Annotated in this window: 17 protein-coding genes and 1 other annotated feature; of the genes, 14 read left to right on the top strand and 3 right to left on the bottom strand. The window is 42.7% G+C overall.

Going from position 1 to position 18,405, the window contains the following annotated elements; translation table 11 throughout:
• The first annotated feature begins 23 nt into the window (after nucleotides 1-23).
• Nucleotides 24-827 (top strand): general stress protein, encoded by an 804-nt coding sequence (locus ACQKL6_RS07930; protein ID WP_427650939.1) that lies wholly within the window; start codon nucleotides 24-26, stop codon nucleotides 825-827.
• 29 nt (nucleotides 828-856) lie between these two features.
• Here ACQKL6_RS07930 and sspI read toward each other — a convergent pair whose 3' ends face one another.
• Nucleotides 857-1,066: a small acid-soluble spore protein SspI gene (gene sspI / locus ACQKL6_RS07925; protein WP_402874477.1), complete on the bottom strand. Its 210-nt coding sequence runs from the start codon at nucleotides 1,064-1,066 to the stop codon at nucleotides 857-859.
• Nucleotides 1,067-1,189: 123 nt separating this feature from the next.
• Here sspI and ACQKL6_RS07920 point away from each other — a divergent pair, with 123 nt between their 5' ends.
• The 3 genes from ACQKL6_RS07920 (at nucleotide 1,190) to pheT (ending at nucleotide 5,779) form a co-directional block, all read left to right on the top strand.
• A complete protein-coding gene (locus ACQKL6_RS07920; protein WP_427650938.1) occupies nucleotides 1,190-1,948 on the top strand; it encodes a TrmH family RNA methyltransferase in 759 nt (252 codons plus the stop codon).
• A 44-nt stretch (nucleotides 1,949-1,992) separates the two neighbouring features.
• Nucleotides 1,993-2,235, top strand: a binding site (T-box leader).
• Nucleotides 2,236-2,295: 60 nt separating this feature from the next.
• Nucleotides 2,296-3,336, top strand: coding sequence for a phenylalanine--tRNA ligase subunit alpha (gene pheS, locus ACQKL6_RS07915; RefSeq protein WP_407408221.1), 1,041 nt, complete (start codon nucleotides 2,296-2,298; stop codon nucleotides 3,334-3,336).
• A gap of 28 nt (nucleotides 3,337-3,364) precedes the next feature.
• On the top strand, nucleotides 3,365-5,779 hold the full coding sequence (pheT, locus tag ACQKL6_RS07910) for a phenylalanine--tRNA ligase subunit beta (protein WP_427650937.1): 2,415 nt from the start codon (nucleotides 3,365-3,367) through the stop codon (nucleotides 5,777-5,779).
• A 159-nt stretch (nucleotides 5,780-5,938) separates the two neighbouring features.
• On the opposite strand, the gene ACQKL6_RS07905 is transcribed toward pheT, so the two are convergent.
• Nucleotides 5,939-6,142 (bottom strand): TOBE domain-containing protein, encoded by a 204-nt coding sequence (locus ACQKL6_RS07905; protein WP_402874489.1) that lies wholly within the window; start codon nucleotides 6,140-6,142, stop codon nucleotides 5,939-5,941.
• Between the two features lie 116 nt (nucleotides 6,143-6,258).
• Nucleotides 6,259-7,218 (bottom strand): ribonuclease HIII, encoded by a 960-nt coding sequence (gene rnhC / locus ACQKL6_RS07900; protein ID WP_427650936.1) that lies wholly within the window; start codon nucleotides 7,216-7,218, stop codon nucleotides 6,259-6,261.
• Between the two features lie 173 nt (nucleotides 7,219-7,391).
• Here rnhC and zapA point away from each other — a divergent pair, with 173 nt between their 5' ends.
• The 10 genes from zapA to ACQKL6_RS07850 all read left to right on the top strand — a co-directional run bounded on the left by zapA (nucleotide 7,392) and on the right by ACQKL6_RS07850 (nucleotide 18,401).
• Nucleotides 7,392-7,652: a cell division protein ZapA gene (gene zapA / locus ACQKL6_RS07895; RefSeq protein ID WP_402874495.1), complete on the top strand. Its 261-nt coding sequence runs from the start codon at nucleotides 7,392-7,394 to the stop codon at nucleotides 7,650-7,652.
• 4 nt (nucleotides 7,653-7,656) lie between these two features.
• On the top strand, nucleotides 7,657-8,190 hold the full coding sequence (locus ACQKL6_RS07890) for a CvpA family protein (protein WP_402874498.1): 534 nt from the start codon (nucleotides 7,657-7,659) through the stop codon (nucleotides 8,188-8,190).
• A 213-nt stretch (nucleotides 8,191-8,403) separates the two neighbouring features.
• A complete protein-coding gene (polX, locus tag ACQKL6_RS07885; RefSeq protein WP_427650935.1) occupies nucleotides 8,404-10,122 on the top strand; it encodes a DNA polymerase/3'-5' exonuclease PolX in 1,719 nt (572 codons plus the stop codon).
• Nucleotides 10,123-10,154: 32 nt separating this feature from the next.
• The gene (locus ACQKL6_RS07880; RefSeq protein WP_427650934.1) at nucleotides 10,155-12,509 is read left to right on the top strand and encodes an endonuclease MutS2; all 2,355 of its coding nucleotides are present in this window, start codon (nucleotides 10,155-10,157) and stop codon (nucleotides 12,507-12,509) included.
• Nucleotides 12,510-12,574: 65 nt separating this feature from the next.
• A complete protein-coding gene (locus ACQKL6_RS07875) occupies nucleotides 12,575-12,982 on the top strand; it encodes a DUF350 domain-containing protein (RefSeq protein WP_402874507.1) in 408 nt (135 codons plus the stop codon).
• A gap of 195 nt (nucleotides 12,983-13,177) precedes the next feature.
• Nucleotides 13,178-13,930 carry a GNAT family N-acetyltransferase gene (locus ACQKL6_RS07870; RefSeq protein WP_427650933.1) on the top strand — a complete coding sequence of 251 codons (753 nt, stop codon included), beginning with the start codon at nucleotides 13,178-13,180 and terminating at the stop codon, nucleotides 13,928-13,930.
• A gap of 198 nt (nucleotides 13,931-14,128) precedes the next feature.
• Complete coding sequence (locus ACQKL6_RS07865; protein ID WP_427650932.1) at nucleotides 14,129-15,826, top strand: AMP-binding protein; 1,698 nt, start codon at nucleotides 14,129-14,131, stop codon at nucleotides 15,824-15,826.
• A 185-nt stretch (nucleotides 15,827-16,011) separates the two neighbouring features.
• The gene (locus ACQKL6_RS07860; RefSeq protein WP_402874515.1) at nucleotides 16,012-16,599 is read left to right on the top strand and encodes a TetR/AcrR family transcriptional regulator; all 588 of its coding nucleotides are present in this window, start codon (nucleotides 16,012-16,014) and stop codon (nucleotides 16,597-16,599) included.
• Between the two features lie 111 nt (nucleotides 16,600-16,710).
• A complete protein-coding gene (locus tag ACQKL6_RS07855) occupies nucleotides 16,711-17,484 on the top strand; it encodes an enoyl-CoA hydratase (RefSeq protein ID WP_427590597.1) in 774 nt (257 codons plus the stop codon).
• 143 nt (nucleotides 17,485-17,627) lie between these two features.
• A complete protein-coding gene (locus ACQKL6_RS07850; protein ID WP_402874521.1) occupies nucleotides 17,628-18,401 on the top strand; it encodes an electron transfer flavoprotein subunit beta/FixA family protein in 774 nt (257 codons plus the stop codon).
• Nucleotides 18,402-18,405 lie beyond the last annotated feature (4 nt).

Here is an 18,405-nt window from a genome sequence, read left to right as displayed (position 1 = left end):
TGCTACAAAAGGAGGAATAATTCATGGGAAAAACATTGCATGGTGTTTATGATTCTAGTTCCGAAGCAAACAAGGAAATCCAGGCGCTTCATTTAAAAGGATGGGATAGTGAGAAAATCACCGTAATCGCGAATAAAAAAGAAGATGTGGCTTTTGTGAACAATAGCCAGAATGAGGACGTCGATATTATCACGAACCAGGATGATGATTCATTCGTAGAAAAAGTGAAACACTTCTTCTTGAATGAAGGATCCGGTGATATCAGAAATCGTTTAGGGAATCTGGGTTTAGCCGATAGTGAAGCCACGGCTTATATAAATGAAGTTGAAGCCGGGAAGTTCTTGATTCTTCTTGACGACGAGACCCCAATAGAGACCGAAGATCATATTACCTCCCAAGAGAATAACCCACTTAAAACCGGTATCGTGAATAATCCGGATCCGAATCTTTTCCCTGAAACGACGGCGAATGCCTATCAAGCAAGTGAAGTAGAGGCACAGCCAGGTAAAGGCGAAGAACTTCATGGGAATTCAACCAACATCTATGATAATCAAGAGATGGGATCGAAACGGGCACAGGAGAAAGAGATGAAGTCGAATTCCACGGAGCAGTATAAGAAACCAAGACCAGAGGATTATGAGGGAACGATAGCGAGCGATCCCCATGCAGATCCGTTTTCCGCTGACACCAAACATTCACTGGATGTAGGAGACGCACTGAATCGGACCACGGCTCCCGGGGACGGAAAGGTGCCACAAGATAGCGATGAGAACCCTGACTTAACGGACCCATACATCAAAAATCGCATTAATACGGATCACTTATGAGCCGAAAAAATAACAGCCGTGGATGGCTGTTATTTTTTTAATCCAGATTCAAGAGCCGTAATCATTTCCTGCTTTTCCTGTTCGGATGAATTTTCCCAGATGACCTCGAATAATACGCCAAGACCTGGTAGCATTTTTTCCTCACCATTTTGAATCGCATCGACTATCGTATCCTCTAGCTGTTCTTGCGTATTTCCGGATACATTCTGAATAATGGCATTGCGTAAATTTAAATTCATGATTTTTCCTCCTCTAACACATAATGACTCACATAACTAGCATTTCACAAACAGGCATTCAATATGTATACGAATTACGTTATAATAGGATAATTAGCGTGAAATATTAAAGGAGCGTTTACCTTGAAATATATTGAGTCTGTAAAAAACCCTCAGGTGAAGCAGTGGAAAAAATTATTGACCAAAAAAGAACGGGATAAAACCGGTACGTATTTAGTAGAAGGTTTTCATCTTGTTGAAGAAGCATTGAAGGCAGAAATCGTCATGGAAGTAATCGTAAATGAAGAAACAGAAATGCCGGCCCATTTTTCGCTTGAAGGCACGGATGTCATCTATGTGAAAACTGATATCATGAAGGCGATTTGCGATACGGAGAGCCCACAAGGAATAGCCGCTGTCTGTGAACAGAAAACCATGAGCATGTCTTCCATCAATCCGGACAAACTACTGTTGATCGATGCGGTGCAAGATCCAGGCAATATCGGCACGATGATCCGGACAGCTGATGCAGCCGGAATCGATGCTGTCATTCTAGGAGAAGGGTGTGCCGATTTGTATAATCCGAAAGTGGTCCGTTCCACGCAGGGAAGCCTGTTTCATATGCCGGTGGTTAAAGGGAATCTTTCCGAGATCATTGATGAACTGAAGCAACAAGGCATGCCGGTTTATGGCACGGCCTTAGAAGGTGGCTCGCCCTTTGAAGAGGTGGAAAGGTCTTCGCGATTTGCACTGCTCGTCGGTAATGAAGGCCAAGGAGTTTCCAAGGAATTATTGGTGAAAACGACCAAAAACCTTTATATTCCGATTTACGGGAAAAGTGAATCACTGAATGTCGGGATCGCGGCCGGTATTTTAATGTACTATTTAAGAAAATCAATTTGAAACGGCCGTTCATTTATAATATAATGAAACAGAATTTTATAATGAAAACAACAATGACAAAGAGTAGTAACTTAAGACATCCATAACCAGGGAAAAAATGCCGTGACTGAAAGCATTTTTATGGCACTGCTTAAGGGAATTCACCTTTCGAGTTGGCATTGGGAAGACAGAGTGTCTGAAAAATGTTCCGGTGAAGAGCCGTTATTTTTTATGAGTGAGTGCTTCATGCTTTTTAGCAGATGGCACTAATAAGGGTGGTACCGCGATACATAAACCTCGTCCCTTTCTGGGAGTGGGGTTTTTTTGTGTTCATTTTTACAAAAGGAAAACTAAAGGAGGAAGACATGATGCAGGAACGTTTACTAGAACTGCAGGAAGAAGCGTTGCAAAAAGTTGCCGCAGCTTCCGAACTAAAAGCACTGAATGAAGTCCGTGTTGCTTATTTAGGGAAAAAAGGGCCGATTACAGAGGTATTACGCGGAATGGGGAAATTATCAGCTGAGGAACGTCCGAAAATCGGAGCGCTAGCTAATGAGGTCCGTGGAGCCATCGCGTCGAAAATCGAGGAAAAACAAGCGGCATTAGAAACAGCTGCCGTTAATAAGAAGCTTGCAACAGAAACGATTGATGTGACATTACCAGGCCGTCCGGTTAAGAAAGGAAATCTTCATCCGTTAACACGGGTCGTCGAGGAAATTGAAGACCTATTCATCGGTATGGGATACACAGTGGCTGAAGGTCCTGAAGTCGAAACGGACTATTACAACTTTGAGGCATTGAACTTGCCGAAGAGCCATCCAGCACGTGATATGCAAGATTCATTCTACATAACGGATGAGATTTTGATGCGTACCCACACGTCTCCAGTACAAGCAAGAACGATGGAAAAACATAAAGGCCAAGGTCCGGTTAAAATCATTTGTCCAGGTAAAGTGTATCGTCGTGATAATGATGACGCAACGCACTCGCATCAATTCCAGCAAATTGAAGGCTTGGTCATCGATGAAAACATCAGCATGAGCGACCTGAAAGGAACACTTGATGTATTTGCTAAGAAAGTATTCGGCCAAGACCGGGAAATCCGTCTTCGTCCAAGTTTCTTCCCTTTCACGGAGCCATCAGTAGAGGTGGATATCTCATGTAAAATCTGTGGCGGTAAAGGTTGTAATGTATGTAAACAAACAGGATGGATCGAAGTGCTGGGTGGAGGAATCGTTCATCCGAATGTCCTTGAAATGGCTGGATTCGATTCGAAGAAATACTCCGGATTCGCTTTTGGAATCGGTGTAGAACGGATCGCGATGCTAAAATACGGCGTGGATGATATCCGTCACTTCTATACAAACGATGTTCGTTTCTTAAAACAATTCCATCATCATGAAGCATAAATTTTAATTTTAAAGAGGAGGACCTACCATGTTTGTATCATATAAATGGTTGCAGGAATATGTAGACCTTTCCGGCATCAATGCAACTGAGCTTGCGGATAAAATCACGAAGAGCGGCATTGAGGTTGAAGGGGTAGAAAAGAAAAGTGAAGGGCTTAAAGGGATTGTCATCGGACACGTACTAGAACGCGAACAGCATCCGAATGCCGATAAACTGAATAAATGCCTGGTTGATATTGGAGCGGAGGCTCCTGTACAAATCGTCTGTGGGGCCCCGAACGTGGATAAAGGCCAAAAAGTAGCCGTAGCGACTGTTGGCGCTGTACTTCCAGGTAACTTTAAAATCAAGAAAGCCAAGCTTCGCGGAGAAGAATCTCACGGAATGATTTGCTCGCTTCAAGAATTAGGTTTCGAATCCAAGATTGTATCTAAAGATTATGCAACAGGCATTTTTGTATTCCCTAATGATGTGGAAGTTGGCAAAGATGCACTAGAAGAGCTTGGTTTAAGCGATGAAGTGCTGGAACTTGGTTTAACGCCAAACCGTTCAGATGCTTTAAGCATGCTCGGTGTTGCTTATGAAGTCGGAGCCATTCTTGGTCGTGACGTGAAATGGCCAGTTATCGAAAAAGAAGAAGCAACGGAAAAAGCCACTGATTATATCAACATCAAAGTGGAAGCAAAAGAAGATAATCCATTATACATCGCTAAAATCATCAAGGACGTAAAAGTAGGTCCATCTCCACTTTGGATGCAGACCCGCCTTATGTCAGCAGGCATTCGTCCGCATAACAACGTGGTCGATATTACGAATTACATTTTACTTGAATATGGTCAGCCACTACATGCCTTTGATTATGATCGTTTGGGTTCAAAGGAAATTGTCATCCGTAAAGCGAACGAAGCCGAAAAGATCGTTACTTTGGATGAAACGGAACGTACATTATCGCCAGATCATCTGGTCATCACGAACGGCACCGAGCCAGTTGCGATTGCAGGAGTAATGGGCGGGGCAAACTCAGAAGTGAAGAATGATACAACGACCGTCATTATCGAAAGTGCTTATTTTGCCGGGACGGTTGTACGTAAAGCTTCGAAAGATCATGGATTACGTAGTGAAGCAAGTGCCCGTTTTGAAAAGGGTGTCGATCCAGCTCGCGTGCGTGAAGCTGGAGAACGTGCAGCTCAATTGATTGCACAATATGCAGGCGGAACGATTCTTCAAGGAACGGCAGAGGTTGATGAACTGACAATGGAGCCAGCTGTCATTAGCATTACCCTTGAAAAAATCAATACGCTTCTTGGCACGGATATGTCTGTCGCTGAAGTGGAATCCATCTTCAAACGTCTTCAATTTGGAGTGGCTCTGGACAATGAAACGTTCACGATCACCGTTCCTACACGCCGTGGAGATATTACGATTGAAGCGGATTTAGTGGAAGAAGCTGCCCGTCTTTATGGATATGACAACATTCCAGCAACATTGCCGGTTGGTGCCGCGACTCCTGGCCAATTGACGGATTATCAAATGAAACGTCGTAAAGTCCGCCGTACCCTTGAAGGAGCAGGACTGTATCAAGCGGTTACGTATTCGTTGACAAGCGAGGACAAAGCGGCTCAATTTGCATTGAACGCCCGTGATTCCATCCGTTTGGCCATGCCGATGAGTGAAGAACGGAGCCAGTTGCGTTTAAGCATCGTTCCACAATTATTAGAAGTCGTGAAATATAATAATGCTCGCCAGCTTGACTCACTTGCTCTATATGAAATTGGTTCTGTCTTCTTCAAAAAAGACAATCAAGAGCTTCCTGAAGAGAAAGAGCATGTAGCTGGAGTTATTACAGGACTATGGGAATCTCAACCTTGGCAAGGCGAAAAGAAATCGGTTGATTTCTATGTAGCAAAAGGCGTGATCGAAGCAATTTTCGATACGCTGGGGTTAACTGATCAAATCAGCTATCGCCAAGCGGAAATCAAAGATATGCATCCAGGACGGACAGCGGAAGTACTGTTGCATGGTGAGGTAATCGGCTTCATCGGCCAAGTGCATCCAACCGTTCAGAAGGATTTGGATATAAAGGAAACATACATCTTCGAACTTTCATTCAAAGCTATGGCTGAAGCGGAAGTGGCGCCGATTGCATATCAAACGATCCCACGCTATCCATCGACCACACGCGATATCGCGTTAGTAGTCGAGCAAGCAGCGAAAGCCGGCGACATCCAAAATATTATTTTGGAAGCGGGTGGCAAGTTATTGAAAGAAGTCAACATCTTTGACTTATACGAAGGCGAAAAAATGGAAGAAGGCAAGAAATCCATCGCTTTCTCATTGAAATACTTCGATCCGGAACGTACATTGACGGACGAGGATATCACCAAAGCGCATGAAAAAGTGCTTGCAGCGGTTAAAGAAAAAGCCGGAGCAGAATTACGAGGATAAGATAAATCGCATCAAAAAAGGCAGCCTCCTGGCATTTCAGGAGGCTGTTTTTCTGGGTGTAACGCCTTCGTTTGATAGGATGCAAATTTAAAAGAAGACTCTCACTCACTTCTCTAGAATGAAAGGTGGGTGAGAGTCTTCTATTAGGATATGTATCAGTTACTTTGCAATCATGATGGAACTTGCTTTGATGATTGCTGTCGCCTGATCATCCACTTTTAGATCCATCGATTCTGCAGAAGCCGTTGTAATGCTGGATACGATGTCTACACCATTGATACTCATGGTTATTTCCGTTGAAATAGGTCCTGTTTTAACTTCAGTGATTCTTCCACTTAATTGGTTTCTTGCTGATAATTGCATGAAGACCGCCTCCTAATAATATGTACTTTCTTATAGTCGACAAGATCTTCTGAATACATTCATCTTACTATCATAAGAAGCAAGCCCAAAGGCATTTACGTTTCCAATTCCCGTTCTCATTTCCCGTATTTCTTGTGATATATTTTTTTTGCTTTTTCCGTATTGGCAAAATGTGTTTTCGTAAAGTCATTCAAGGCGTCGATCCCTTTTTCATGGATTAAGCGTGCCGCTGCCTCGTCGACGGCAAAGCCTGCTCCTTTGGGGATTCTAAAACCGGCCTTTTCGCTCAATAGGTCAAAGCGTTTCACAAATGCGTAACGAGCGAGAATCGAAGCGGCCGCAACGGAAAGGTGAATGCCTTCCGCTTTCGTGCATAAATAGGTAGCGTTAGCCTGAAAGGGCTCCTGGCCTTTCAAATAATTGAAAAATACATTTGGCTGGGCGAATTGGTCTATCAGGACCGCCTCCGCTTGCTCTGGCTGTATTTTTTGAATAAGGTGCTTGATGGCTTGGTTATGGAGGAGTGCTTTAATCTTTCCTTGAGATATCCCTTTTGCCTGAAGCATATTGTATTTCGGATTATCACACGTCAACAGGCTAAATGGGACAACATCCTTGATTTGTTTAGCAATTTCGATGATTTGTGGATCTTTCAGGTTTTTTGAATCTTGAACACCAAGTTCTTTCAATAAAAGTAACTGTTCTTTTTTTGCATAGGCAGCAACGACGGTAATGGGGCCAAAATAATCGCCGGTCCCGACTTCATCGGAACCAATAACCGACATCGTGGCAATGTTGGCCGGCGGCAAATAACGATGAACTTTGACTGTGGAAGTGGATGAAGAGTCCGGCTTCTTCTTCGGTGCTACTGCATCCTTTTGCCATTTTGCAGCTTCCAATTCTGCATTTTTTCCCTGAAACAGGACCTTTCCGGATTTATAACCGGTTACGGTACAGAGCGGGGGCTTGGCTGAAAATATACTCCCAGGTGGAAGCTTTGCAACTGAGCTATTCATATAATGGGCTTTCATTGCTTGGATTTGGATAGGACTTGTAAGTAATACAACATGGGACATAATTAATGGACTCCTCGCTCAATTTGATTTATTAAGGGATCATTCATACTAAAGGAATTTATAACTTACAAATTATTGCAATTTTTATGCGAGAAATGACGATGTACTCTCTTTCATGACGAAAAAGTTCATGATATGATAGAAATAGGATTGTTTAGATTGGAGGCATCATTTTGTCAGACGATAAACGAAATAAAACGACAGTTGACATATACGGACAACCATATACAATCGTCGGTACGGAAAGCGCGAGTCATATGCGCCTAGTTGCTTCGATGGTCGACGAGAAAATGAGAGAAATCAGTATGAAAAACCCACATTTGGATACGAGTAAGCTTGCGGTACTGACCGCAGTGAACACGATCCACGAATATATTAAATTAAAAGATGAACTGGACCAGCTTCAACTGGAATTAAAGAGAGAGAAGGACTGAGTACATGCTTGATTTAGCAATTCTGGCCATTCTTTTAATCGGTGTATTAATCGGTTTGAAGCGTGGCTTTATTTTACAACTGGTTCATATGACAGGTTTTATCGTAGCCTTCATTATTGCCTATGTCTTCTATGGGGATCTTGCCCCCAACTTGAAAATGTGGATTCCATTCCCTTCCATAGGTGATTCTTCGACGCTTAATATGTTTTTCGAATCGGTTGGGCTTGAGACGGCTTATTACAATGCCATCGCCTTTGCCATCGTGTTCTTTGCCACTAAGATTCTTTGGCAAATGCTTGGATCAATGCTCAATTTCATCACCTACCTGCCGATCCTAAAACAGTTGAATCGTTGGGGAGGCGCGATATTGGGATTTGCCGAAGTCTATCTTATCATGTTTATTATATTATACATAGGTGCCTTGCTGCCAATGGATTCCATCCAGGAACCGCTTACCGGCTCCTTCCTGGCAGAATCAATCGTGAAACATACTCCGTTCCTATCCGAACAGGTGGAAGACCTTTGGTTTAATAAGTAAATTCATAAGCGCATTAAATTGGGGTCCATTACCTTTCAAAGTTGTAAACCGTCATCTTTGGAAGGGCGGGCCCTTTTCTGTGGATCAGCCTGGGATTACCTAATCGTTGATTCGTATAAGTAATAATCGAACGGCTTGTACTTTGGCGTTAAGAAAGGTATCTTTAAGAAAGTATCCAAGGGAGTTTCCCTACTAATTTTGGTGGTGAAAAAAATGACAATCAATAAAAAAGATATTATAAAATTATTGGAAAAGATAGCCATATACATGGAACTTAAAGGAGAAAATCCGTTTAAAGTATCGGCTTTCCGCAAGGCGGCTGGTGCATTGGAAACCGATGACCGGAGTCTAACGGCCATCGATGACTTTACGGCGTTGAATGGCATCGGGAAAGGGACGGCATCCGTCATTGAAGAATTTATCAATGAAGGGAAGTCGACCGTTCTTGAAGAGCTTCAGGAGCAGGTGCCGAAGGGCTTGATACCGCTTTTACAACTTCAGGGATTAGGCGGTAAAAAAATCGCCAAGCTACACAAAGAATTACATATTAATGATGTGAATGACCTTAAACTGGCATGTGTGGAGGGGCGTGTCGCGGCTCTGACCGGTTTCGGTAAAAAAACAGAAGAAAAGATCTTATCAGCCATTGCCGAGGCTGGATCAAGGCCTGACCGTCTTCCACTTGCTTTCATGAGACCGATTGCTGACGATATCGAGATGGCGATTGGCAATATGGAGCATATCACGCGCTCATCAAGAGCCGGCAGTATGCGAAGAATGAGGGAAACGGTTAAAGATCTTGATTTCATCATATCCACGGACCACCCCGAAGAGGTGAAGGAACAGCTTCTTTCATTGCCTGGCATTAAGCAAGTCATTGCCGCAGGTGATACAAAGGTTTCGGTCGTCCTTGATTATGAATATGATATTTCTGTCGATTTCCGGATCGTGCAGGATAAAGAGTTCACCACGACTCTTCACCATTTCACCGGTTCGAAGGAACATAATGTCCGTATGCGCCAGTTGGCTAAAGAACGGGGAGAAAAGATAAGTGAATATGGCGTGGAGGTAGCTGAAACGGGAGAAATTCTGACCTTCGAAACAGAAGAGCAATTTTACAATCATTTCGGCATCCCGCTCATTCCACCCGAATTACGTGAAGATGGGACGGAAGTGGAACAGTACAATGAAAGTGAACCGCTTATAACGGTAGAAGATATTCAGGGTGACCTGCATATGCATACCACTTGGAGCGATGGTGCTTATTCGATTGAAGAAATGGTTGAAGCATGTCGGGCCAAAGGCTATAAATATATGGCCATCACTGACCATTCACAATACTTGAAAGTGGCGAATGGCTTGACTGCAGAGCGGTTGCGCGAACAAAAACAGATCATTCATGACATTAATGAAAAATATGATGATTTTACGGTCCTATCAGGAATCGAAATGGATATCCTTCCAGATGGAACCCTTGATTACGATGATGAATTGCTGGCAGAGATGGACTTGGTCATCGCCTCCATCCACTCGAGCTTTTCTCAGCCCCGGGAAACGATCATGGAACGATTAAAAACGGCATTGAATAACCCGCATGTCGATATTATTGCCCATCCGACAGGAAGAATCATCGGCAGACGATCGGGATATGATGTCGATATGGATATGCTAATTGAACTGGCACGCGAGACGAATACGGCACTTGAGTTGAATGCAAACCCGAACCGTTTGGACTTGGCTCCGCCTCATCTACGTAAAGCGCAGGAAGCGGGAGTAACGGTTGTGATCAATACTGATGCCCATAGTATTGATATGCTTGAACATATGCCGGTTGGCGTATCTTCTGCTAAAAAAGGATGGATTAAAAAAACAACGGTTCTTAACGCGATGGATACGGATGGTTTATTGACGTTTTTAAAGAGAAATGACTAATTATTTACTCACTGAGGAGGAGTCTTAACTCCATGCATAATAAAGCTTTAAAGACATTGGAATTTGATAAAATTAGAGAACAATTGGTTTCCCATGCTTCGTCTGCAATCGGGAAGGAGAAGGCACAGCAATTAATGCCTTCCACCGACTTCGAGGAAGTATCGAGATGGCAGGATGAAACGGATGAGGCGGCTAAAATTGTCCGGTTAAAAGGTAATCTTCCATTGGGAGGGATATTCGATATCCGCCTGCAGGCTAAAAGGGCGCAAATCGGTGGCATGTTATCCCCGATGGAATTGATGGAAACGGCTAGCACCATTCGTGCTGGTCGGATCTTGACTCGATTTTTCGAAGAAATCGCGGAACAGGAGATTGAAGTTCCGCTATTGGCTGAGTTTATCGATTCGCTTCATCCCCTGATTGATTTGCAACAGGAAATTACCTATGCTATTAGCGAACATGGGGAAGTGATGGATTCGGCAAGTGATAAGTTGCGCACGCTTCGTAACCAGATTCGCACGAATGAAAGCAGGGTTCGTGAAAAACTCGAAAGCATGATTCGTTCTTCGAATGCAACGAAAATGTTGTCAGATGCCATCATTACGATTCGAAATGACCGCTTTGTCATTCCTGTAAAACAGGAATACCGTAGTGTGTATGGTGGAATCATCCATGACCAATCTTCATCAGGACAAACCCTGTTCATTGAACCACAGGTGATTGTCCAATTGAATAATGTCCTTCAGGAAACACGTGTAAAGGAAACACAGGAAATCGAACGCATTTTGGTCGAGATTTCCGAAAAAGTAGGCGAGTTCACTCCAGAACTATTCCATAACGTCAAGGTGCTTGCCCATGTGGATTTCCTTGTTGCAAAGGCAAAATACGCCAAAGCGATAAAAGGGTCGAAACCACGTTTGAACAATGAAGGCCGCGTGAAACTATTCAAGGCGAAACACCCGCTTATTTCAGCGGATGTAGTCGTTGCCAATGATATCTTCCTTGGAGAAGATTTTACGACGATTGTCATCACCGGACCGAATACAGGAGGTAAGACGGTAACACTCAAAACAATAGGCATTTGTACGTTAATGGCCCAGGCAGGTCTGCAAATCCCTGCTCTTGATGGTTCTGAAACGGCCGTATTCTCCTCCATCTATGCAGATATCGGGGATGAACAGTCAATCGAACAAAGCTTGAGTACGTTCTCTTCCCATATGGTCAATATTGTCGATATATTAAAGAATGTCGACCATGAAAGCCTTGTATTGTTCGACGAACTTGGAGCGGGAACCGATCCTCAAGAAGGTGCCGCACTGGCGATCTCCATATTGGATGAAGTCTACAAGCGTGGTGCGCGCGTGATTGCCACCACTCACTATCCTGAGCTGAAAGCCTATGGGTATGACCGTGAAGGCGTCATTAATGCAAGCGTCGAATTCAACGTCGAGACTTTGAGCCCGACCTATAAGCTCCTTATCGGTGTTCCTGGTCGGAGTAATGCATTTGAAATTTCCAAGCGTCTTGGTTTGGAAGAGAGCGTCATTAGCAATGCCCGTAGCCATATTGGCGAGGATACGAATAAAGTCGAGAATATGATAGCTTCTCTTGAAGATAGCCGTAAGAAGGCAGAAGAAGAGGAACTAGAAGCAGCCGAGCTTCTAAAACAGGCCGACATTCTGCACAAGGATCTTCAAAAGCAAATGGAACAGTATAATGAAGAACGAGATGCGATGGGTGAAAAAGCGGCCAAAGAAGCAGAGGCAATCGTTGAACAAGCGAAAAAAGAAGCGGAAGCGATTATTGCTGACTTGCGCCAACTCCGTTTTGAAAAGCATGCCGATGTAAAAGAGCACGAACTGATCGATGCGAAAAAACGGCTGGAAGAAGCAGCGCCAAAAGTGAAGAAGTCAACCAAAAAAGCAGCTAAGCCTTTGGATAAAACTCTGAAACCTGGAGATGAAGTGAAGGTTGTAAGCTTTGGACAAAAAGGTAGTCTGATTGAAAAAGTCTCAAATAATGAATGGCAGGTACAAATCGGCATCATGAAAATGAAGGTGAAAGAGTCCGACCTTGAATTCATTAAAACGACAAAGGCGAAAGAAACGAAGCCGTTAACCACGATCAAAGGAAGAGATTATCATGTTAGCCTGGAGCTAGACCTTCGTGGGGAACGATATGAAAGTGCATTGTCGAGGGTCGAAAAGTATGTCGATGATGCATTGCTGGCAGGATATTCGCGTGTGTCCATCATTCATGGTAAGGGGACGGGTGCGCTCCGGTCCGGGGTCCAAGAATATTTGAAGAATCACAGATCAGTCAAGAAAATCCGTTTCGGGGAAGCTGGAGAAGGCGGAACTGGTGTGACGGTCGTAGAATTTAAATAAAGGAAAGTGGCCATTCAGGCACGCTGCTTAGCAGGAATGGTCGAATACCGTTAGGGAGTTGTCTCATGGAGAACATATGGGAAAATGAGTATGTGTATATAGCAGCCAGATATAGTGTCGTTATATTATGCATAATTGTTTTTTTAGCCGTTTTTGAACTTGTCACCAAGTACAAAAACTGGGAGGAAATCAAACAGGGGAATTTATCTGTCGCGATGGCCACCGGGGGCAAGATTTTTGGAATCGCCTATGTGTTCCAACAGTCCATTCTCCATCAGAACTCGCTACTTACAATGATAGGCTGGGGTGTATACGGTTTTATCCTGCTACTCATCGGTTATTTTATTTTTGAATTTATGACCCCGGGATTTAAAATAGATGAAGAGATACAAAAAGATAATCGGGCAGTGGGATTTCTTGCGATGATCATTTCAATCGCCCTATCCTTTGTCATCGGCGCTGGAATATCTTAATGTCCTGCATGAGAGGGAGAAAACTGTGGAGAAGCTTGCAAAAGTTTTAATTATTTGTTGCGGAATTTTTTTTCTGCTCGGAATCATCTATATGGTATTCTTGACCTGAAAAGAAGCGGCCGTTGCGTCGCTTCTTTATTTGGGTTCTTTTTTTATATAATTATTTACGAAGCCTAGTACATGGAGGAAGAAATAATGGTTCAGCCTAAACTGATAAGGAAAATTGAAGAGCTATCAATGAACGCTTTGCCGGCATTGCAAACGCAGTTGTGTGATGGGTGGGTTTTACGCTTTGCCGATGGGTATACCAAAAGGGCAAATTCGGTAAATCCCCTTTATCCTTCTTATGAAGATCTGAATAGAAAAATAGAATCTAGTGAAAAAGCTTTCTTGGAACGGAACATCCAGGTGTCTTATAAAATCACTCCACTGGCTAGTCCGGACGATTTAGACGATACCCTTGAAGCCTTGAATTATAGTATCGAAAGTAGGACCAGTGTGCAAGCTTTGTCATTAGCACATATGGAAGCACCGAGTTTAACCAATGTGCTCATGTATAAAGAGATGCCAGAAGCGCGGTTTGCAGATTTTTGTAGATTAAATAACATACACAAAAGAAATCAGCCCATTTTCAGGAAGGTGCTGGAACAAATCATTCCAACTACCTGTTTTATCTTTTTGACGGATGAAAAGGAGAAAACGCTAGCATGTGGACTCGGTATTCTGGAGGATGAATACATAGGTCTATTTAATATCGCCACCGAGGAGGCCTACCGAAACCGGGGCTATGGAACGAAACTCGTTACAAATCTCCTGTATTGGGGAAAGGAGAATGGAGCGAATAACGCCTATCTTCAAGTGGTGTTAACGAATGAACCTGCACGGAATCTTTATGCAACATTAGGTTTTAAAGAACTCTATCGTTATTGGTTTAGAGTTAGAAACTGAACGAGGAGTCATGCCTAATCCTAACTGTTAATTGAATCGAAAATCCCCTCATGAATATTTTTAATACGAAGGAGTTAAATCCTCTTCAACCGATTATCCTCCTTTATGCTTATTTTTTCTGAATACAGTAATTGTAAGAAAATACCGGTTGTATTATAATGAGTATGAGTATTAAGAATATTCAGAAGGAGGGGGCAAATGAGCAATAAGCCATGGCAAGCCATGTATCCGGAACAAATACCAACCGTTTTAACCTACGATGATAAACCTCTTTATTCATTATTGAAGGAGGCTGCAGATGAATTTCCAGATAAGGTGTCCATACATTTTCAGGGAAAGGAATTAACTTTCAAAGAAGTTTATGAATCTGCTACGAAGTTTGCATCCTACTTAAAGAGCATCGGTCTCCAAAAGGGAGAGCGTGTTGCGGTCATGCTTCCTAACTGCCCACAGGGAGTCATCAGCTTTTTTGGAATTTTGATGGCTGGTGGAGTGGTCGTCCAAACGAATCCTACCTATACGGAACGTGAATTAGAACATCAAATGAAGGATTCTGGAGCGAAGATCATCATAGCGATGGACATATTATTTCCTCGTGTCACCGCAGTCGCCCGGAGTACGGAAATCGAACATATTATTGTAACCGCTATCAAGGAGTACTTGCCTTTCCCGAAGAATCTTATCTATCCGTTCATTCAAAAGAAGGAATATGGCATAGTGGTCAAAGTGGAGCATGAAGGAAATCATCATTTATTCACGGAAATCATGAAGCGGAAAATGTCAGAAGAAATAGCAGAGCCAATCGATGTGGAGAATGACTTGGCGCTCTTGCAATATACCGGGGGGACAACCGGTTTCCCTAAAGGTGTCATGCTTACCCACAAGAATGTACTTGCGAATACGAAAATGTGCAATGCTTGGCTTTATAGATGTAAACGAGGCGAAGAGCGGATTCTGGCTATCCTACCATTCTTTCATGTGTACGGATTGACGACAGTTTTGATTCTTTCCGTTATGGAAGGGAATACGATGATCATCATGCCGAAGTTTGATGTCGAGTCTACATTGAAAACTATTCAAAAGCAGAGACCGACATTGTTTCCAGGGGCACCTACGATGTATATCGGCCTATTGAATCATCCTGACGTCTCCAAGTATGACCTGTCCTCCATTGAAGCGTGCATGAGTGGATCGGCACCCCTACCATTAGAAGTTCAGGAGCAATTTGAGAAAGTGACGGGTGGAAAGCTAGTTGAAGGTTTTGGTCTTTCGGAGACATCTCCAGTTACCCATGCCAATTTCATTTGGGATCAACCTCGGGTCAAAGGAAGCATCGGTTTGCCTTGGCCGGATACAGACTCAGTGATCCTTTCGTTGGAAACGGGTGAAGAACTTCCGCCAAATGAAATCGGTGAAATAGCGATTAAGGGGCCCCAGGTTATGAAGGGCTATTGGAATCGTCCTGAAGACACGGAAAACACATTTAAAAACGGCTGGCTTCTTACGGGTGATTTAGGTTATATGGATGAAAAAGGGTTCTTTTATGTAGTGGAACGCAAGAAGGATACAATAATTGCAGGTGGATTTAATATTTATCCACGTGAGGTGGAAGAGGTTCTGTATGAACATGAGGCCATACAGGAAGTAGTAGTGGCAGGAATTCCTGATCCATATCGTGGGGAAACCGTCAAAGCCTATGTTGTATTGAAGAACGGGGCAAGTGTAACGGAAGAGGAATTGAATCAGTTTGTGAGAAAGAGCTTAGCTTCCTATAAGGTACCACGTCTTTATGAATTTAGAGAGGAACTACCTAAAACGACCATTGGTAAGATCTTGAGGAGAGTCCTAATTGATGAGGAAAAGAAAAAAATCCCACCAGAAAAAAAGGAGGCGTAAACATCTTACGGAGCTGTAATAGTGAGCTCCGTTTGCGGAACAACTGGACAACCTTAAGTAATGAGGGGTAGAATGGAAAAAGGATGTTATGACTCTATGGAAGTTTTTGCTTGACAGTAGAGAGTCATCATTTTATGATAGAAATATGAATGATGATTCATTCATTTTCTGAAAGGGGACATCCAGTGAAACGCAACAAACCAAAGTATAACCAAATTATTGATGCAGCTGTTATCGTCATCGCACAAAATGGTTATTACCAAGCGCAAGTATCAAAAATTGCCAAGCAAGCAGGCGTGGCAGATGGTACTATATATCTTTATTTTAAGAATAAAGAAGATATTTTAATATCATTATTTCATGAAAAAATGGGCTACTTTGTAGAACAAATTGAAGAAGAATTAAAGGGTAAGACATCAGTTTCAGAAAAACTGTTCCTATTAATTCAAAAACATTTTCAAATCCTTTCAGAAGACGTGAATTTAGCAATTGTCACTCAATTGGAATTAAGACAGTCAAACAAAGAATTACGACTTAGGATTAATGAAGTATTAAAAGGATATTTAAATGTAATTGATCAAATCATTACCGATGGGAAAGAAAATGGTGAATTCCTGCCTGATTTAAATAACTTACTCGCAAGGCAAATGATTTTTGGAACGATTGATGAAACGGCAACAACTTGGGTGATGAATGAACAAAAATATTCACTTGCTGACCTTGCGTCAGATGTTCATCGCCTTCTACTCGGTGGTTGTGGCACGAAACGGTAAAGACAAAATAGAGGATGGCCAGACCCATCCTCTAGCCATTTGGCTACCTGCCTTTTACCGAAGTACATAACGAATTTTCAAAAAAGTTTGACTATGATGGGGGAGATCAATATGGAATACCTTACACTCGCAATCGAAGATCGCGTTGCTATTATATCGATAAACCATGCACCTGCTAACGCTCTTTCTTCCGCTATTGTGGAAGAATTATCACAGGCTTTCGATCAAATCGAAAGCAATGAAGAAGTGCGTGTGGTGTTACTCCATGGTGAGGGAAGGTTCTTCTCTGCTGGAGCGGATATTAAAGAATTCACTAGTGTGGAAAACGGTAAAGCCTTTGTGAAACTAGCCCAAAATGGTCAATCTGTGTTTGAGAGAATCGAATCGTTTCCAAAGCCGGTAATTGCAGCCATTCACGGAGCTGCTCTTGGCGGAGGACTGGAACTGGCCATGGCCTGTCACATTCGGTTAGTAACTGAACGTGCAAAATTAGGTTTGCCTGAGCTGCAACTTGGATTGATTCCTGGATATGCTGGCTCACAGCGCCTACCACGGTATGTTGGAACGGCAAAAGCTGCTGAAATGCTATTTACGAGTGAGCCAATAACGGGTCAACAAGCTGTACAGTGGGGATTGGCAAACCACGCTTACACTGATGAAGAATTATTGCCTAAAGCTAAGGAATTGGCCGCTAAGATTGTCAAGAAAAGCCCGCTAGCCTTGAAGTCCGCTATCGAACTATTGAATTATTCGAAGGGTGATTCCTACTATAAAGGTGTAGAAAAGGAAACCGTCCTATTCGGAGAAGCCTTTGACAGCGCTGATGCAAAAGAGGGAATCGATGCTTTTATAAATAAAAGGGAACCGGTATTTAAAGGAGAATGATCCTTAAGCCATCCTTTTGATTAGTAAATTTATTACTTATATTTAAAAAAAATGCAGGATTTTAAGGAATTCTGAAGAATACCATTATAAGTATGCCTAAAAAACACAATCTTCAAAACTCAAATTATTCGGGAGGTATTATCGTGAACATTTATGTGCTACTGAAAAGAACATTTGATACAGAAGAAAAAATTACGCTTTCTAACGGGAAAATTAATGAGGATGGAGCAGAATTCATCATCAATCCATACGATGAGTATGCCGTAGAAGAAGCCATCCAAGTGCGTGATGCTCAAGGTGGAGAAGTAACGGTTATTTCCGTCGGTTCTGAAGAGGCTGAAAAACAATTGCGTACAGCGCTTGCTATGGGTGCTGACAAAGCTGTTCTAATAAATATCGAAGACGACATAGAAAATGGCGATCAATTCACGACTGCCAAAATTATTGGAGAGTACTTAAAAGATAAAGAAGCTGATCTGATCATTGCAGGTAACGTGGCCATTGATGGTGGATCTGGACAAGTAGGACCGCGTGTAGCAGAAATATTGGATATCCCTTATATCACAACCATTACGAAATTAAGCATTTCAGGTGGAAATGTAAGCGTTATCCGTGATGTAGAAGGGGATTCAGAAACAATCGAAGCCTCACTTCCACTGCTGGTAACGGCGCAGCAAGGTTTGAACGAGCCTCGTTATCCATCTTTACCGGGGATCATGAAAGCGAAGAAGAAACCGCTTGAAGAGTTGGAATTGGATGATTTGGATTTGGAAGAAGACGATGTCGAGGCAAAAACAAAAACGATTGAGATCTTCCTTCCAGCCAAAAAAGAAGCTGGTAAAGTATTGAATGGTGAGATTCCGAACCAAGTTAGCGAACTTGTTCAATTATTACGCAGTGAAGCAAAAGTAATTTAATAGA

Source organism: Peribacillus sp. NPDC097197 (assembly GCF_050278025.1).
Lineage (GTDB): Bacteria > Bacillota > Bacilli > Bacillales > DSM-1321 > Peribacillus.
This window is presented reverse-complemented; position numbering and strand designations above follow the sequence as displayed.

Excerpts from the sequence above, each read along its gene's own strand:
- rnhC (WP_427650936.1), bottom strand. The coding sequence starts at position 7,218 with ATGTCCCATGTTGTATTACTTACAAGTCCTATCCAAATCCAAGCAATG.
- ACQKL6_RS07890 (WP_402874498.1), top strand. The coding sequence starts at position 7,657 with ATGCTTGATTTAGCAATTCTGGCCATTCTTTTAATCGGTGTATTAATC.
- polX (WP_427650935.1), top strand. The coding sequence starts at position 8,404 with ATGACAATCAATAAAAAAGATATTATAAAATTATTGGAAAAGATAGCC.
- ACQKL6_RS07875 (WP_402874507.1), top strand. The coding sequence starts at position 12,575 with ATGGAGAACATATGGGAAAATGAGTATGTGTATATAGCAGCCAGATAT.
- pheS (WP_407408221.1), top strand. The coding sequence starts at position 2,296 with ATGCAGGAACGTTTACTAGAACTGCAGGAAGAAGCGTTGCAAAAAGTT.
- ACQKL6_RS07930 (WP_427650939.1), top strand. The coding sequence starts at position 24 with ATGGGAAAAACATTGCATGGTGTTTATGATTCTAGTTCCGAAGCAAAC.
- pheT (WP_427650937.1), top strand. The coding sequence starts at position 3,365 with ATGTTTGTATCATATAAATGGTTGCAGGAATATGTAGACCTTTCCGGC.
- ACQKL6_RS07880 (WP_427650934.1), top strand. The coding sequence starts at position 10,155 with ATGCATAATAAAGCTTTAAAGACATTGGAATTTGATAAAATTAGAGAA.
- ACQKL6_RS07855 (WP_427590597.1), top strand. The coding sequence starts at position 16,711 with ATGGAATACCTTACACTCGCAATCGAAGATCGCGTTGCTATTATATCG.
- ACQKL6_RS07870 (WP_427650933.1), top strand. The coding sequence starts at position 13,178 with ATGGTTCAGCCTAAACTGATAAGGAAAATTGAAGAGCTATCAATGAAC.
- ACQKL6_RS07865 (WP_427650932.1), top strand. The coding sequence starts at position 14,129 with ATGAGCAATAAGCCATGGCAAGCCATGTATCCGGAACAAATACCAACC.
- ACQKL6_RS07905 (WP_402874489.1), bottom strand. The coding sequence starts at position 6,142 with ATGCAATTATCAGCAAGAAACCAATTAAGTGGAAGAATCACTGAAGTT.
- sspI (WP_402874477.1), bottom strand. The coding sequence starts at position 1,066 with ATGAATTTAAATTTACGCAATGCCATTATTCAGAATGTATCCGGAAAT.